This window comes from Spirillospora sp. NPDC048824, assembly GCF_043198455.1.
Lineage (GTDB): Bacteria > Actinomycetota > Actinomycetes > Streptosporangiales > Streptosporangiaceae > Spirillospora.
In genome coordinates, this window is the sequence record NZ_JBICUS010000004.1 from 180,474 (window position 1) to 196,167 (window position 15,694).

General features: G+C 73.3%; 14 protein-coding genes. 3 read left to right on the plus strand and 11 right to left on the minus strand.

Annotated features, from left to right (window positions below; translation table 11 throughout):
• Window positions 1–46 precede the first annotated feature (46 nt).
• On the minus strand, window positions 47–313 hold the full coding sequence (locus tag ACGFIS_RS09925) for a DUF1778 domain-containing protein (RefSeq protein WP_392901811.1): 267 nt from the start codon (window positions 311–313) through the stop codon (window positions 47–49).
• Window positions 314–473: 160 nt separating this feature from the next.
• Complete coding sequence (locus ACGFIS_RS09930) at window positions 474–992, minus strand: PH domain-containing protein (protein WP_392901813.1); 519 nt, start codon at window positions 990–992, stop codon at window positions 474–476.
• Window positions 993–1,081: 89 nt separating this feature from the next.
• Here ACGFIS_RS09930 and ACGFIS_RS09935 point away from each other — a divergent pair, with 89 nt between their 5' ends.
• Window positions 1,082–1,762, plus strand: coding sequence for a hypothetical protein (locus ACGFIS_RS09935; protein WP_392901815.1), 681 nt, complete (start codon window positions 1,082–1,084; stop codon window positions 1,760–1,762).
• On the opposite strand, the gene ACGFIS_RS09940 is transcribed toward ACGFIS_RS09935, so the two are convergent.
• The 8 genes from ACGFIS_RS09940 to ACGFIS_RS09975 all read right to left on the minus strand — a co-directional run bounded on the left by ACGFIS_RS09940 (window position 1,740) and on the right by ACGFIS_RS09975 (window position 12,782).
• On the minus strand, window positions 1,740–2,957 hold the full coding sequence (locus ACGFIS_RS09940; protein ID WP_392901816.1) for a hypothetical protein: 1,218 nt from the start codon (window positions 2,955–2,957) through the stop codon (window positions 1,740–1,742). The two genes, ACGFIS_RS09935 and ACGFIS_RS09940, sit on opposite strands and share 23 nt — an antisense overlap.
• A gap of 174 nt (window positions 2,958–3,131) precedes the next feature.
• A complete protein-coding gene (locus ACGFIS_RS09945) occupies window positions 3,132–3,995 on the minus strand; it encodes a glutamate ABC transporter substrate-binding protein (protein ID WP_392901818.1) in 864 nt (287 codons plus the stop codon).
• 29 nt (window positions 3,996–4,024) lie between these two features.
• The gene (locus tag ACGFIS_RS09950) at window positions 4,025–5,542 is read right to left on the minus strand and encodes a hypothetical protein (protein ID WP_392901820.1); all 1,518 of its coding nucleotides are present in this window, start codon (window positions 5,540–5,542) and stop codon (window positions 4,025–4,027) included.
• Window positions 5,539–5,991 (minus strand): FHA domain-containing protein, encoded by a 453-nt coding sequence (locus tag ACGFIS_RS09955; protein ID WP_392970234.1) that lies wholly within the window; start codon window positions 5,989–5,991, stop codon window positions 5,539–5,541. The genes ACGFIS_RS09950 and ACGFIS_RS09955 overlap by 4 nt, the downstream gene beginning before the upstream one ends.
• A gap of 428 nt (window positions 5,992–6,419) precedes the next feature.
• Entirely contained in the window at window positions 6,420–7,760 is a 1,341-nt protein-coding gene (locus ACGFIS_RS09960) for a VWA domain-containing protein (RefSeq protein WP_392901824.1), read from the minus strand.
• Window positions 7,757–9,091: a protein phosphatase 2C domain-containing protein gene (locus tag ACGFIS_RS09965; RefSeq protein ID WP_392901826.1), complete on the minus strand. Its 1,335-nt coding sequence runs from the start codon at window positions 9,089–9,091 to the stop codon at window positions 7,757–7,759. Before ACGFIS_RS09965 ends, ACGFIS_RS09960 begins: the two co-directional genes overlap by 4 nt.
• Window positions 9,088–11,538, minus strand: a complete 2,451-nt coding sequence (locus ACGFIS_RS09970; RefSeq protein ID WP_392901828.1) for a tetratricopeptide repeat protein — start codon at window positions 11,536–11,538, stop codon at window positions 9,088–9,090. Before ACGFIS_RS09970 ends, ACGFIS_RS09965 begins: the two co-directional genes overlap by 4 nt.
• Window positions 11,535–12,782 carry a hypothetical protein gene (locus ACGFIS_RS09975; protein WP_392970237.1) on the minus strand — a complete coding sequence of 416 codons (1,248 nt, stop codon included), beginning with the start codon at window positions 12,780–12,782 and terminating at the stop codon, window positions 11,535–11,537. The genes ACGFIS_RS09970 and ACGFIS_RS09975 overlap by 4 nt, the downstream gene beginning before the upstream one ends.
• 201 nt (window positions 12,783–12,983) lie before the next feature.
• Between ACGFIS_RS09975 and ACGFIS_RS09980 the strand changes: the two genes are divergently transcribed.
• A complete protein-coding gene (locus ACGFIS_RS09980; RefSeq protein ID WP_392901832.1) occupies window positions 12,984–13,493 on the plus strand; it encodes a helix-turn-helix transcriptional regulator in 510 nt (169 codons plus the stop codon).
• A gap of 225 nt (window positions 13,494–13,718) precedes the next feature.
• Window positions 13,719–14,534 (plus strand): TrmB family transcriptional regulator, encoded by an 816-nt coding sequence (locus ACGFIS_RS09985; protein ID WP_392901834.1) that lies wholly within the window; start codon window positions 13,719–13,721, stop codon window positions 14,532–14,534.
• On the opposite strand, the gene ACGFIS_RS09990 is transcribed toward ACGFIS_RS09985, so the two are convergent.
• Window positions 14,535–15,665 carry a glutamate--cysteine ligase gene (locus ACGFIS_RS09990; RefSeq protein WP_392901836.1) on the minus strand — a complete coding sequence of 377 codons (1,131 nt, stop codon included), beginning with the start codon at window positions 15,663–15,665 and terminating at the stop codon, window positions 14,535–14,537.
• Window positions 15,666–15,694 lie beyond the last annotated feature (29 nt).

Here is a 15,694-nt window from a genome sequence, read left to right on the forward strand (position 1 = left end):
TCGCACGCCGGAGCGCGGGGTGTGAGCGGCGCCTTGTGCGGGCGGGTCAGGTCAGGGCCAGTAACAGGGCCACGTAGGGGTCGGCCGGGTCCGGGTCGGCGGGGGCGGGGGCCGCGGCATCCAGGGCGGCGGCGTGTTCGTACAGGTCGCGTTCGGCCCGGTCCAGGGCAGTGGACAGGACGTAGTCGGTGACCGTCCACCCGATGAGCTCGGCGGCCTTGCGGATCACGAGGATCTGTTCCGCGGACATCCGGAGGGCGATGTGCTCGTCGGCATGGGTGGCGGGAAGGTCCTGGCGAACCGACTCAGACATGGCCGGTCTCCTTCCTTGCGGCATCTAAAAGTACGCCGGGAGATGTTGTCAGAACATCCCCTCTGAGAAGGAGAATCGCCGGGCGTCGTCAGCGGGCGCCGGCTCCGCACCCCGGACCGCCTGGGTTTCGGCCTCCGCCCCCGATCAGTGGCCGGTACGGCTAGTCGGGGGACTCGTCGATGGTGCCGAAGATGACCGACGAGACCTCCAGGTAGAGCTGCTCCGGGTACGGCATGAAAGGGACGCTGCGGATCGGCTGCTTCTGGCCCGCGGACTCCGTGAGGAACTCGCCGTACCCGAGCATCCGCCCGGCCATGGAGCGGTTGAGCGTGATGTCGGTGACCTTGGACAGCGGCATCATCGCGACGCTGCGGTTGAGCACCCCCTTGATCAGCATCACCCGGTGCTCGGTGACCAGGAAGAACTCCAGCGACCAGGCGATGATCTTCCACAGCAGGTAGCCGATAGTGAGCAGCCAGAGCCACCAGATCCACATCAGGCCGACGACCGCGCCGACGGCGCCGCACACGACGAGCCCGGCGACGACGACCGCGACCGGCGGGATGAGGACCGCCGGGTGGCGGCGGACGGCGATGACGCGTCCCTCGTGGGACATCAGGTACTTGTCGACGGTGCGCGACGAGTTGTCGTGTTGCACCATCATGTCCTGCAGATTCACGGCGGCGTCCTCGTCATGATCCGGTTGGTTCAAAGGTAGCCGACGTGGTCCCGCCGCCGCAGGGGCCGCGCGGTAAGGGGTTCGGGGCCTTGTCGAAGGGGGATCGGCGGCTGATGATGATCGGCATGGACGGCGTCAGGGACCCCGCGGCGGGGCCGTACGGCCAGGGGGACGCGGGCGGGGCGCGAGGGCCGCGGGGCGAGTTCGCGGCGGACGTGACGGGGCGTCCCATCTGGCGGCTGCTGCTGCGGGGCCTCGGCGTGTACCTGCCCGGCTGGGAGATGCCGCCGGGCGCGCTGCGGGTCCGGGACGGCGCGGCTGACGGGTTCGGGCCGCCCGCGTACCTGAACGGCGACGCCGGGTTCGGCGTGCAGGTCCCCGACCGGCGCAGAGGGCTGGAGCCCGACCGGGAGATCTACGTCCGCGGCCGGGAGAACCCGAGCTTCGGCATCGTCGTCGCGGGGCCCGCGGCGGCGATCGGCAGCCGCGTCGTGGACGCCGGGGTGCTGATGCGGTTCGCGCGGCGGCTGACGTTCGAGGAACTCTTCGACACCGGCGACGCCGACTCCGTCCCGTACGCGGTTCGCGGGGCGCGGGCGGTGGAGAACGCGGTGTTCCTCGACCGCGCGGCCGGGATCGGGCTCTGTGCGGAGGTCGACCCGGTGACGCGCGACCTCACCTGCCCGCTGTACGTGCGGCTCGGCGGCCCGGCGGAGCGGACCGTGCGGGTCTACGGGGCGCCACGCCTTACGGGGCGGCCCAGCCGGTGAGGTCCCACAGCTGATGGGACGGCAGGCGCCGCAGCCGGACGGTCGCGGCGGCCGGATCCCAGAACACCTCGTCGCTCTCCAGTTCCAGTGACTGGGCGGCGGTCAGCACGGCGCACAGCAGCTCTTCACGCGTCCGGACGGCCATGAGCGGGCCGATCTGCGCGACGGCGCCCGAACACTCCGACAGCGTCCGCAGCAGGGCTTTGAGGGCCGCCTCGTCCTCGGGTGGACGGGCGGGTTCGACGCCCGGCGGGACGCCCGGTTCGACCCGCGCCAGCCCGCGCCTGGACCCGCCGCCCGGCGCGCCGTCCGGCGGGCCGTTGCGCAGCCCGTTGCGCGGCAGGTCCGCGCCGGTCGAGATGAGCAGCGCGCTGAACGACCCCGCGAGGTCCTCGGCGGCCTGGCCGCCGAGGAAGTACCGGCGGCGTTCGGGGGAGCCGGGCGCGGGGCCGTCGGCCCCCTCGGCCGTGCGGAAGCGGACGCTCAGCCGGCTCGCCCGCACGCACCGCTCGTACATCTCGCCGAGGATGTCGTCGAGCTGGTCGTCGCGCGTCCAGAGCCGCCCGGTGGCGGTGACGGCATCGCCGTGGGCGCGGGGACGGCCGGTGAGCGCCGCCGTGACGGTGTCGTCCAGCTCGCCCTCGGTGAACTGCAGCAGCTCGGCGACGACGTCCTCGACGTCCTCCAGCGTCCGGGTGAGGGTGCGCTGCAGCGCCAGGATCTCCTCGCCGCCGCGTTCCAGGTCGGCCAGCCGGCCGAGGGCGGTGTCGACCTTGCCCTCCACCTCGCCGCTGCCCGTCCGGGTGACGGCGCGGACCGACGTCTCCACTTCGCCGAGTTTGCGGCGCAGCGCGGCGAGCGTGATCCGCTGCTGTTCCAGGTCGCGCAGCCGGCCGGACTGGGTTCGCAGGAAGTCGTCGGCCTGGTGGACGAGGCCCGCCAGTTCCTCCACCTGCCCGGTGTTCTGCCGGAGCCGGGTGTCGAGCGCGGGCAGCACGTCCTGCTTGACCCGCGACAGTTCGGCCGTGAGCTGCTCGCCCACCGTGACCAGGACGTTGTTCTGCTTGGTGACCTGCTCGTTCAGCTCGTCGATCCGGCGGGAGAAGGCGTTCGACTGATCCCGGCTCTGCTTGCCCGCGTACAGTTCGAGCGCCCCCACCACGACGCACATCACCACCAGGATGACCGTCGTCATTGCACTCCTCGGGCGTGACGGTGATTACCGGACCGGGTTTTGATCGCGACCATAACTTACGATCACGCGGGCCGACCGGAACTTACGTAACCGACTGATCTCAGTGACCGGCCGGTCTCACGGCCCTTCTCGCGCCATTCCGTGAGCAATTCCGTGCCGTCGGTGACGGCCGGTTCAGATGCAGCCTTCGAATTGCGGGACGGTGGTGGTGAGTTCAAGCCCGGTGGGGCCGAACCATCTGTTCAGCTGCAGCCGGACCGTGTCGTCCTGGTACATCTTCGTGATCGCCTCGTTCACGGCTTCGCAGCCGTCCACGTCGTCCTTGTCGAGGCCGACGCCGTACCGCTCGTCCGAGAACGGCTCGTTCACGAGTTTCATGTAGTCGCCCGTCTTGGCCGCCATGGACGCGAGGCCGGCGAGGATCAGGTCGTCGGTGGACACGGCGTCGAGTTCGCCCGCGACCAGTTTGTTCAGGCAGTCGGTGTACCCCTTGGCCTGGACGGGCACGGCGGGGACGCTCTGCTCGGTGCGCACGCGGTGGAACGACTGCGACCCCGCGACCGTGCAGAGCCGCTTTCCGCCGAGATCGTGCAGGTTACGGATCGAGGCGGGGTTCGCCTTGCGGACGAGGATGTCCTGGTGGGCGACGTAGTACGGCCCTGCGAACCCCACCTCGGTCTTGCGTTCGGGCGTGATCGAGTAGCTGCCGATGACGAGGTCGACCTCACCGGACAGGATCGCCTCCTCGCGCTTCTCCGAAGACACCGCCGAGAACGACACCTTCTTGGCGGGGAACCCCAGATTCCTGGCGAGCTCCTTGGCGATCGTGACGTCGAAGCCGTCGAAGCCGTCGTAGGAGCCGTAGCGCCTGGACTCGGTTCCGGGGATCTGGCGGCCCAGGCCCGGCTGGTCCGTCTGGACGCCGATGGTGAGGAACTCCTCGCCGACGAGGGAGCCCGCGGCAGCGTCCGCCGTGCCGCAGGCCGCCGCGGCGGCGACCGACGCCGCGGCCAGCACCGCCGCCGTGGCCCGCTTCACCGAGCCAGTGGGACGTGCGGCCGGTCTCGTCACCTCGACCACCGGTACTCCGCGAGCCGGGGGCGCACTCCGATCAGCACGAGCAGGGCGATGATGACCCCGGCGGCCGGGAGGACGGCGTACCAGCCGCTCGTCCCGTCGTCGCCGTCCTTCACGGCCTCGTCGAACGCCTTCTGGTGGATGCCGATCAGTTCCTGCAGGGACCGGTCGTACTCGGCGAAGTCCGCCGCGGCCGTACTGCGCGCGGCCACGGCCTGGGCGTCCTGCCCGTTGTGGACGAGGTCTCTCATCCGGCGGTCGTTCGCCTGCACCTTCTGGTAGTCGCGCAGCACCTTGTTCAGGCCGGCCACCAGTTCGGCCCGCTGCTCTCCCGCTTCCGTGGGCCTGTTGGCCTCGGTGCCGAGGAAACCGAGGAACGGCGCACGTCCGGGCTCCCAGGACAGCTTGTTCTGCACGGCCTGGTTGTACTGGGTCAGATTGCCGGCCTTCAGGTACAGGACGGTCTGGGACTTGCTCAGATAGATCTGCTCGTAGGCGTCGGCCCGTTCCGGGTCGAGGAGGAAGCGGGTCTCGTCGGCGCTGGCGCTGTTGCTGATGGCGCGTGCCCGCGCGAGCGCCAGGATCGAGTCGAAGCCGTCCTCCTTGGCCTCGCGGAGATGGTCCGCCTGGCCGGACAGCATGGTGGCGCCGGTCACGACCAGGACGAGCGAGCCGAGCGTGGCCAGCGCCAGCGGAATGTTCAGGAACCGGCGGAAACGCCTGGCCAGGTACAGCTGGAAGCCGGCCAGGGTGGTGAGGAGCGCCAGCCCGATGACGATGATCCAGGTGCGCCCGGACAGGACCGCCGACCGCTTGTCCTCGTACGTGTGCCGGACGAGGGTGCCGTTGTCGAGCGTGAGGTTGTACGCCTTGGGCAGCAGGTCCAGTTTCATCAGGTCGGTCGCCTGCCGGTAGAGGTCGATGACCTCCTTCGACGGCGCGCCGGACGCGCGGTCGGACTGCCGGTCCAGCAGCAGGGCCTGCCCGGCGAGACGTTCGTAGCGGCCCAGCGCGTCGAGCACGTCGCGGGCCGTGTTCTCCTCTGTCCTCTCGTCGGCGAGCTTGGCCGCCTTGAGCAGCGCGTCGCCCGCCTTCAGCCGGTTGTCGTTGTAGCGGGCCAGCGCCTTCTCGCGGCCGTCGCCCGCCGCGCCGCCGATCAGCAGCGCGTTGGCGAGCTGGGAGTCCATGTCGGTGAGCTGGAAGTAGAGGTCGCCGGTCGCGACGACCTGCGGGCCCGCGTCGTGCCCGATCACCCGCACGCCCTCGCGCGCGTTCGCGATCGCCGCCCAGGTGACGGCCAGCAGCGCCACCAGCAGGACGACCGTCAGCACCGTCAGCGTCCGGACGTGGGCCGCGACCGTGCGGGGGAGCATCCGGGCGGTACGGGACGGCGGCGCGTCGGGGGCCCGCCCGAGCGGCCCCGGCGGACGCCGCCGGTCGGGCGGGCCCGGCTGCGGGGCGGGGACGGGCGGCCGCCCCGTCGGGGGAGCCGGCTGAACGGGCGTCATGTCGCCTCGCCTCTGGTGAGGGTGATGGTGGTCCAGGCCCCCACGTGGATGCGGTCGCCGTCGGAGAGCGGGACCTCCACGTTGTAGGGGATGGGTTCGCTGGACCCGTTCATGCAGGTCCGGTTGGTGGAGCCTGGGTCGACCAGTGTCCAGGTGCCGTCCGGCTTGGCCAGCAGGACCGCGTGGACGTGGGAGACGCCGGGGTCCTCGGGCGGCTCGCGAAGGTCGATCTCGGGCGGGGACGGCTGGGAGGAGCCGTGCCGCCCGATGCGGATCTGCCGTCCGACGAGTGGAATGCTCCTCGGGGGCGCGTACGGCGGGAACGTGAGCGACGCCGAGTCGGGGCCCTCCTCGGCGAGGACCCTGTCGTAGTAGTCGCGGTCGGCCGTCACGACCGCCGTCCAGACCGCCCCGGGGACGGGAGGTGCGGGGACGGGAGGTGCGGGCACCGGAGGCGCGGGCACGGGTGGTGCCGGCACGGGTGGTGCCGGCACGGGTGGTGCCGGTACCGGCGGGGCCGGGACGGGAGGTGCGGGCAGCGGAGGACCGGGTGCCCGCGCGGGCCCGGCCGGCTGGGACGGGTTCGCCGGCGCCGTCTTCGGCGTGGGCTTGCCGCCGCCCGTGGCGAAGTCGTAACCGCACGCCTCACAGAAACGGTCGGTACCGGGCGTCCCGCAGTCCGGGCAGGCCGTCGCTCCGCCGCCGCCTCGACCGGACGGACCACCGGGTGGGCCACCGGGCGGGGCAGGCGGGACATGCGGCGCCGGCGGGGCGGACGAGGCGCCGGAGCCGGGCGAGGCGGCGCCGACGGGCTCGCCGCAGACGTCGCAGTAGTCCGGCGACTGCGAGGTGTGTCCGTTGGGACAGTTCGCCATGGTCAGTGCTTGCCCGGGCGTGGGGTGGTCAGGGTCTCGTCCTTACGTGTGCGGACGGTCTTGCTGGAGCGGGTGTCGAGCTCCATCTCGTCGGCCTTGTCGATGTCGCGCTTCAGCCGGACGGTGCCGGTCGCGGGATCGACGACGTCCACGACCTTGCGCAGCATCGCGGTGATCGCGTCGTTGCCGGCCTCGCCGGCCAGCACCACCGCCCGGCCGAGCCGCGCGGTCGCGGTGTCGAGGTCGCCGTCCTTGCGGGCCTGCAGTCCCTCCTGGATGACGGAGGCGAGCTCGGCCTGCCCGGTGTAGTGCGCCACCCGCGGGTTGATCCTGGTGGACTGCACCTCGTCGTCCGTCCACTGGGCGAGGACGTTCCCGCTCGCCAGGACCTGCGCCTCCTCGCCGGCCGCCCCCGGCACGACCAGCTTGACCCACGCGGCGCGCAGCTCCTTGCCGATCTCGCCGGGCGGGATCTCCACGCAGATGTGGTAGTCGCGGCTCTCGGCGCCCCACGCGCCGAGCGGGTAGTCGCCGGCCTGCGGGGCCGACTCGACGCGCCTGCCGGTCAGGTCCTCGACCGACGGCATGACCTGCTTGACGAACCGCAGGCTCGCCGTCTGCGGCGTCCACACCCGGAGCGCGACGTCGGCGACGGCCTTGCCCATCGCCGCCTCCGTCATCGCCTGGAAGTCGGCGACGAGGCCCGCCGGGTCGGCGACGATGTCGACGCTCCCGAGCAGCGCGGACGCGACCTTGCGCAGCTCGGCGACCTCCCAGTCGGTGCCGACGCCGCGGCAGTCGCACACGAACCGGCCGGCGCAGCGGAACAGGACCGCGTCGAGCTCCTCGGGCGTCTCATGCTGGTTCTTGCCGTCGGTCAGCAGGATCGCGTGCCGGATGCCGCCCTGGTCGTCGTCGAAGAGCTCGTCGGCCAGCCGCAGCCACGACCCGATCGCGGTGCCGCCGGACGCCCTCAGGCCGTTCAGCGCCCGCTTGGCCTGCTCCCTGGTCTGCGCGTCGGCGGCGACGAGGCCGTTGTGCCGCGGGTAGACCATCGAGGCGATGTTGGAACCGGCGATGACCGCGAACTCCACGCCGTCGCGGAGGGTGTCGACCGCGACCTGTGCCGCCGCGACCGCCGCCCGCAGCTTGGTGTCGGGGTAGGACATCGAGCCCGAGGTGTCGATGATGATGACCTCGGACGCCTTCGCGGTGGACGCGGCCGCCGCGACGCCGCCCTCGGCGGTCGCCTCCACGGACACGATGGCGTGCACCTCGCGGCCGCCCTCGGGCAGGAACTTGTTCTGGTCGATCTTGACGGTGAACTGTGGCTGCTCGCTCATCGGGGCTGCTCCGTGCTCTCCGGGGTGCTCTCATGGATGCGGCTCTGCGGGGAGGTGGGGGACGGCAGCGGGATCACCGCGACCGTGATGTTGTCGCGGCCGCCCGCGTCCAGGGCGTGGCGGACCAGCGCCCGCGCGACGCCGAGCGGGTCGGCCGCCGGGTCGTGCCCCGGATCCGGTGCGGGACCGCCCGTCCCGTTCACGGCGCCGGGACCGGCGGCCAGCAGCGCCGCGATGTCGCGGGCCGCCGGGAAGTAGTTCCACAGGCCGTCGCTGCAGACCAGGAGCGTGCCGGGGCCCGCCGGGCGGAACGTCGCCACGTGCGGGCTGACCTGTCCGGCGTCGGCGCCCAGCCACGCCGTGATGACGTGCGCGTTGGGGTGCTGCTCCGCCTCCGCCTCGGTCAGCGAGCCCTGGGCGACCATGAACGCGGCCCACGAGTCGTCCTCGGTGAGCCTGCGGGACGGGCCGAGCTCCGCCATGTCGCCGGTGCTCACCTCCGCGGCGTCCGCGCCCGACTCGTCCGGGGCCGGCTCCTGCGCGCCGTCTTCGCCGTCCCCGCCGGGGTCGCCCGGGTCGACCGCGCCGTCCGCGGACAGCCAGTAGACGCGGCTGTCGCCGATCCAGCCGACGGTGACCACCGGGCCGCGCGTCACCGCCGACACGTACGTGCACGACGGCGCGTCGGACGGCGACGTGGCCAGCGCGGCGACCGCCGCAGCCGCGCTGAGCGCCGCGCCGCGGGTGGCGTCCTCGGGATCCTCGCCGGAGTCGAGGAGCGCCACCAGTTCGGCCGCGCCGGTGTCGGCGGCAGCGCGGGAGGCGTCCTCGGGACGCTGCGAGGAGCCGACGCCGTCGGCCACCACGGCCGCGACCCCGGCGGAGTGGGCGGCGATGGCGAGCGCGTCCTCGTTGCGGGGGTAGCGCCGGCCGCGGTCGCTCGCACCCGCCGCGATCACCGGCCGGGACCCGTTCCCGGCTCCCGCCGCCGGAAGCTCGATCTCGACATGGTCGCGTTCCGCGGGCTGGCGCAGCCCGCAGGTCTCGCAGTAGCCGTCCGCGTCGATCGCCGTACCGCCGCAGCCCGGGCACGGCCGCGCGGCCGCCCGGCGGTCCGCGGACGGCGAGGACGAGATCTGCCTGATCGTGGCGTCCGGGCGTCCGTCCGCCGGGCCCGTGCCGGCCGGTTCGGCGGGCGCCGCGTCGGCGAGCCTGTGGCCGCACTCCTCGCAGAAGATCTCTCCCGGATACACCATCGCGCCGCAGGCCGGGCACGACGGCTCCGCCGCCTTGGCCGCGGCCCGGTCCGCCTCGTTCTGATCGTCTGTCACAGCAGCGTCCTCGGGCGTACGGCGTTGGCGAAGTCGACGAACCGGCGGCATTCGTCGCGGTCCCGGGTGCGCCGGGCCAGCTCCCGGTACGTCTGCTCCAGCAGCCGGCGCAGCGGCGTCTCGGCGAGCGGGGAGCCGAACAGGGAGCCGCCCTGTGCCCCGCCCGCCGTGCCGGGGCCGCCGTGCCGGAGCCAGTCGAGCGCGGCTCCCAGGACCTCGGCGGCGAGCCGGTCGCGGCGTTCGGCGTCCAGGTCGAGCGCGGTGAGACGGCCGCCCGCGGCGACCAGCTCGGCCGCCGTCAGCTCCGGAGCGGGACGGCCCCGCACCGCCGTCGCGACCGCCGCCACCTGCGCGGGCACGTACCGGATGGAGATCTTCGGCACCGAGTCGAGCGCGGCGACCGCCGCGCGCCGGTCGCCCGCCGCCAGATGGACGCGGGCGAGACCGAACGCCGCGTTGATGTGGCTCCGGTCGGTCCGCCACACCATCTCGTACAGGCGGACCGCCTCGCCCGGCGCCTTCGCTTCGCGGCAGTAGGCGAGGGCCAGCTTGGGCGCCGCCTCGCCGGGCAGCAGCCCGTACAGCCGGTCGAAATGCGGCTCGGCCGCGTCCACATGTCCGTGGGACAGGAGCGCGACCGCGCGGTACCAGTCGATCCGCCAATCCCCGGGGCGGTCGGCGGCGACCTCGTCCAGCAGCTCGGCCGCCTCGCCGGGGCGGCCGAGCTCGATCTGGACGCGGGCGAGCGCCAGCTTGACCTCGGGGGTGCGGGACGGGGCGTTCGCCGCGGCCTCGGCGGCCTGCTCGGGCTCCAGCGCCGACAGCCCCGAGACGAACGCGGCGGCGGGGTCGGCGCCGTCGACCAGCGGCACCGGCAGCGCCGCCGCGGCCACGGCCGGCGGGACGGGCGGCAGCGCGGACTTGCCCGACTCGCCGCCCGCCATCCGCGTCGCGAACCGCTCCGGCCCGAACAGCCCGGACGGGGCCGGAGGCGGCGCACCGCCCTGCGCGGCCAGGACCTCCCGCAGCACACCGGTGAGCTGCTCGGCCATCTCCGCCGCGTCCTGGAACCGCTCCGCCGGATCCCTGTGCGTCGCTCGGCGCAGGAAACGGTCGAACGACTCGAACCGCTGGAGCAGCGGGACCTCCGAGCGAGGCGGAAGCGAGTCGACGAACGTCCTGGTGTAGCCACGGAACGGGAAGCTCAGCACGGCCAGCGCCCGGCCGACCGTGTAGAGGTCGGACGAGATGGACGGACCGTCGGCGGCGATCTCCGGGGCCTGGTAGCCGACCGTGCCGTAGATGGCGCCGTCCGGGTCGTCCAGCCGCCGCACGCCGCCGAGGTCGATCAGCCGGAGCTCCTCCGCGGACTGGATCACGTTGTCCGGCTTGAAGTCGCAGTAGACGAGGCCCTGGGCGTGCAGGTACTCGAACGCCCGCAGCACCTCCAGCCCGTACGCGATGGCCTGCGGAAGGGGGAGGTGCTTCTCGCCGGGCGCCTGCGGCTGCTGGAGCAGGATGTCCTTGAGGGACTGCCCGCCCACGTACTCCATGACGATATAGCCGTCGCCGTCGTGCTGGACGAAGTTGTAGATCTTGACGATGTTGGGGTGCTCGACCTCGGCGAGGTAGGCGCGCTCGGCCGCCGCGGCGGCCATCGCGTCGGCGTCGCCGCTGTCCAGCAGGCCCTTGAGCACGACCCACCGGTCGCTGACGTTCTTGTCCTTGGCCAGGTAGATCCAGCCGAGGCCGCCGTGGGCGAGGCAACCCAGCACCCCGTACTGCCCGCCGACGAGGTCGCCCGGGTTGAGCTTCGGGGTGAAGGAGAACCGGGTGCCGCACTTGGCGCAGAACCCCTCCGTGCGCCCCGGCTGGTCGCCGCGTCCCCGGCCGACCTGCTCGCCGCAGCTGCTGCAGAAACGCTTGCCCTCCGCGACCTGCGGGTCGCGCATAACCGCGGCGGACGGGTCGCGGTACGGGACGCGCGGCACCTCGACGAGCCCGGCACCGAGCATCCCGCGGCGTCCGGACGAGCGCGCCGACCCGGTGCGGGTGCTGCCCGTCCGCGTGCCGCCCGTGGCGGAACCGCCCGCCGTGCCCGTGCCGTCGGCCCGTGCCGTCAGGGTCGTGTGGGCGGGCGGCGAGCCGCACACGTCGCAGTAGCCGTCCATGATCGTTCCGGTGCAGCCGGGCTGGCGGCACCCGTCGTCGGGCAGGGCGACCGGAGGACGGGGGGCGGGCACGCCCGGGGCGCTCGCCGGTGGATTGCCGCAGACGTCGCAGTACCCGTCCGAGACGGTCCCGGTGCACCCGGGCTGCGTGCACCCGTTCGGCGGGGAAGGCGGGGGAGGGGCGGACGGCGGGCTGGTGGAGGCGGCCACGCCGCATAGGACGCAGTAACCGCCGTCGACGGTTCCGCCGCAGCCCGGCTCGGTGCACTGGCTCATCGGTTCGTTCCCTTCGCCCGTGCGTTGATGGCCTGCTGGTATTCCGACAGCGTCACGGTCGCCTTCCGGAGATCGCAGGGGGAGGTCCACAGCATCGCGCGGGCCCGGTCGTAGATCCGGGCCAGCTCGGCGTCCTCGGCATGACCGAGCCTCGCGGCCTTCACCCGGTAGGCGTCCAGCCGGCCGCGCAGCTCCTCGCGCCGCTCCAGCAGGCCCCGGATCACGCCGGCGGTCTCACGGGCCCGCTCCAGCGCGCCGTTCGCCGCCTTCTCCAGATCGGCGACCCGCGCCGCCAGATCGGTCCAGCCGCCGCGCGGCGCGGCGCCCTGTCCCGGGCGGCCGACGGCGGCGAGCCGGTCGGCGAGGGAGGCGGACATGTCGGGCAGGTCCGGCAGCACCGGTGAGGCGATCTTGGCGAGCACCTCGTCCCGGACGCGGCGGGTCTCCGCCTCCGTCCGCCGCAGCAGGTCCAGGACGCCGGCGACACCGCGGAGCCGGTCGGCGAACCCGTCGCGCACCCGCTCCGCCTCCTCCAGGCGGCGGCGCACCTCGGCCAGGCCGGTGCGGATCGTGTCCAGCCGCCCGGTGTCGGCGCGGTCGCCGCGCGCCAGCGCCATCGGGTCGCCGCGCACGAGGGCGGCGACGGCGTCGAGGTCGGCGCGGAGCCGGTCGAGCTCGGGCTCCGCCTCGCCGAGCGAGTCCAGCAGCACCTCCGCCGCCCGGCGTTCGGCCTCCACCTCGGCGAGCCGCGACAGCAGGACCGACCAGACCGTGTCGAGCGCCGCGACCGCCTGCGCGACCTCCTCGTACAGCGGGGTCATCCGCTCGACCGCGGCCCGCAGGGTCAGCTTCTCCCCGGACGGGACGGACAGCAGCGTCCGCCGTTCGAGCGGCACCTCCGTGACGGGCAGCTCGACCGACGGCCCGGCGAGCAGCCGGGTGAGTTCGGTGAGCTGCGCCTGCCCCGGCTTGGGATGCCGGGCGCGGAGGTCCTCGGCGGCGCCGAGCGCACGCCCGTAGAGGTCGAACAGGCCCCACAGCGACGCCATGCCCGCACGCACCTCTGACTGCACGCGCCGCGTCCCGCCGTCCAGTGCGGCCCCCTCCAGCAACTGGTAGCCGTGGTGGGCCTCCAGTTCGAGCAGTGCCGTGCTGATGCGCTCCTTCTCGTCCCGGAGCCGGGCCAGCGTGCGGTCCACCTCGTCGCGGCTCATCGGGGGGCGGCCCATGCGCGCGTCACTCAAAGCCGGTCCGCCGATGGCCCATGTCCGCCCCGATTCCCCCAAGTTAGGCACGTTTCGGTGTCCAAGTTTTCACCATGCGCGGTCGCGTTCTCAACCATGTGGCCGATCATCGCCTCCCGCGCTCCCGTACTGCGTCACGCGACCCGATCCGGCCGCGCCGGAACACTGCAAAATGTCAGTGTTCGAACGTATGATCGAACCATGGCGAACGTTGCGACGCACCCCCAGACCGCGCCCACCGCGCCCACCCCGCTCACCGCGGCGGAGATCGCCGCCCTCGCGCTCTCCCTCGCGCACCTCGGCGCCGGCCCGCAGGCCGCGACCGCGCGCCGGGCCCTGCACGCCCTCCTCGACGCCGCGCCCGCCGACGACGTGGTCACCACCACGCTCGGCACCCTCACCACGCCCCTGGACGCCTCCACCTCCGACCGCGCCCGCGTGATCGCCGCCGCCATCACCGAGCACCGCGTCGTCCGGCTCTGCTACGGCGACGCTGGCGCCAACGTCACGATCCGCGAGGTCGAGCCCGTCACCTGCCTCGTCCACCGCGACCACTGGTACCTCGTCGGCTGGTGCCGCATGCGGCGCGGCGTCCGCGCCTTCCGCTTCGACCGGATCCTCGCCGTCGAGTCCACCGGCCTCCTCGCCCGCCCCCGCCGCGCCGACCGCTACCTGCCTTTTCAAGGCGGTTCCCTCGGCGTCAGGCGCTAGAGCGCCTTCCTTCGGCGGGAACCGCGGTGCGATCGCTGCATCGCTCCGGCTCGCCTTGCGGCTCGCTGCGCGATCAGGTTTCTCGCAGGCTCGGAACCTGCCTTCGGACGCGATCGCGACGGTCTTGATCGTCGCGTGGTGCGGCGGTGGCTGAGGGCGGCGCGCTGTTTGTTCGCAGCGCGCCGCCCTCCTGCGGGCACGGCGCCGACGCGTAGCATTGCGCCCGTGAGTGTGCAGGACGTCCTTGACCATCTGCAGCGGCTTGGCATGTCCGGGTATGAGGCCAAGGCGTATGTGGCGCTGGTCGGGGCGGGGCGGCCGGTCAACGGGTACGAGGTCGCCAAGCGCTCCGGGGTGCCGCGCAGCACCGTGTACGAGACGCTCGGCAAGCTCGTGGCGCGCGGGGCGGCGTACGAGGTGCGCGGGTCGTCCGATGCCAACGAGTACCTTCCGCTGCCGCCGGAGTCCCTGCTGGACCGGATGCGGCGCGAGTTCGACGGGTCGGTGTCCGCGCTGCGGTCGGCGCTGCCGGCGGTCGCCGCCGCGCCCCAGGGACACCTGATCCACAACCTCAAGGACGCCGACGCGATGCTCGACCGGGCGGGCGACGTGGTGGCGGGTACGCGCCGGGACCTGTTCGTGTCGATCTGGCCGGAGGAGATGCGGGTGCTGCGCGGCCCGCTGCTGGCGGCCGCCGCCCGGGACGTCGAGGTGTCGGTCGTGTCGTTCGGGAAGGAACCGTTCGACGGGCCCGGGAACGTCCATGAGCACCGCTACTCGGCGCCCGAGGCCGTTCTGGAAGATCTCGGGTACCGGCTCATCGTGGTCGTCGGCGACCGGCGCGAGGCCGTCGTGGGCGGCTTCGGGGACGGCGTGGCGTGGGGCATCTACACCGCCGACCCGGCCGTCGCCCTGATGGCCGCCGAGTACGTCCGGCAGGACATCGTCCTGCAGATCCTCGCCGACCGGGTCGGCGCCGCCGAGCTGGACCGCCTGTTCGCCACGGATCCGGGCCTGCTCCGGCTGCTCGGAAGGCGCTGACTACACGGCCACGGTGCGGTCGGCGGCGGCCGTGACGACGGCCGTGAGGTCGCGGGTCCGGGCGTGGACGGCCCGCTGGACCTGCGCGCCGTTGCCGCGTTCCAGCAGGTCCTGGAGCATCGAGGTGACGGACTTCAGGTCGCCGGACCGGTCGAGGGCGGGAGCCAGGTGGTCGAGCAGCGCGTCGACGACCTCGCGGGCGGGCGCGGCGCGCCGGGTGGACGGGTGGACGAGGTCGCCGTGCAGCCCCGACCGCCCGGCCCGCCACATCGCCAGCCGCATCAGGTCGGCCCGCACCGGGTCCGGCGGCTCGCCGCGGTGCCAGGCGGCGGCGGCGGTGTCGACCAGGGCCCGGACGAGCGCGGCCATCAGCACGGCGTCGCCGGCGTACAGGCACACGTCCGGCACGCGGATCTCCACGGTCGGGTAGTGCCGCGACAGCCGGGCATCGAAGTAGATCATGCCCTCGTCGACCAGGGCGCCGGTCGCGAGCAGCGCGTCCACCGTCGCCCGGTACGCCTGCGCCGAGCCGAACAACTCGGTCGGGCCGCTGGACGGCCAGCGTCCCCACACCTGGTGCCGCCAGCTGTCGTAGCCGGTGTCGGCGCCCTGCCAGAACGGGGAGTTCGCGCTGAGGGCCAGCAGCGGCGGCAGCCACGGCCGGATCCGGTCAAGGACGGCGACGCCCTCGTCGGGGGACTCGATGCCGACGTGCACGTGGCAGCCGCAGGTGAGCTGCTCTTCGGCGGAGCACCCGTAGACGTCGGCCATCCGGAGGTAGCGGTCCGACGGGGTCAATGACGGGCGGACGACGACCGGGGACGTCGCGAGCGCCGCCACCGCGACGCCGACACCGGCCGCCGACTGGGCCGCCGCCAGCCGCGCGGACCTGATGTGGTCGGACAGCTCGCCCAGCGAGGTGCACACCGGGGTGGCCGTTTCCAGCTGCTCGCGCTGCAGTTCGGCCTCCAGCGGCTTCGACCGCCGCCCGCCGGTGAGGAACAGCTCGTCGTGCCGCTGCGCGTACCGGATGACGGAACCGGAGATCGACTGGGGCGCGCCCGTCCGGGGATCGACGAGGAGCAGCTCCTCCTCGACCCCGAACGTGCGCGGGTCCATACGAACGGTCACTCGGTGTTCCTGCCCGTCAGCGCGCCGAT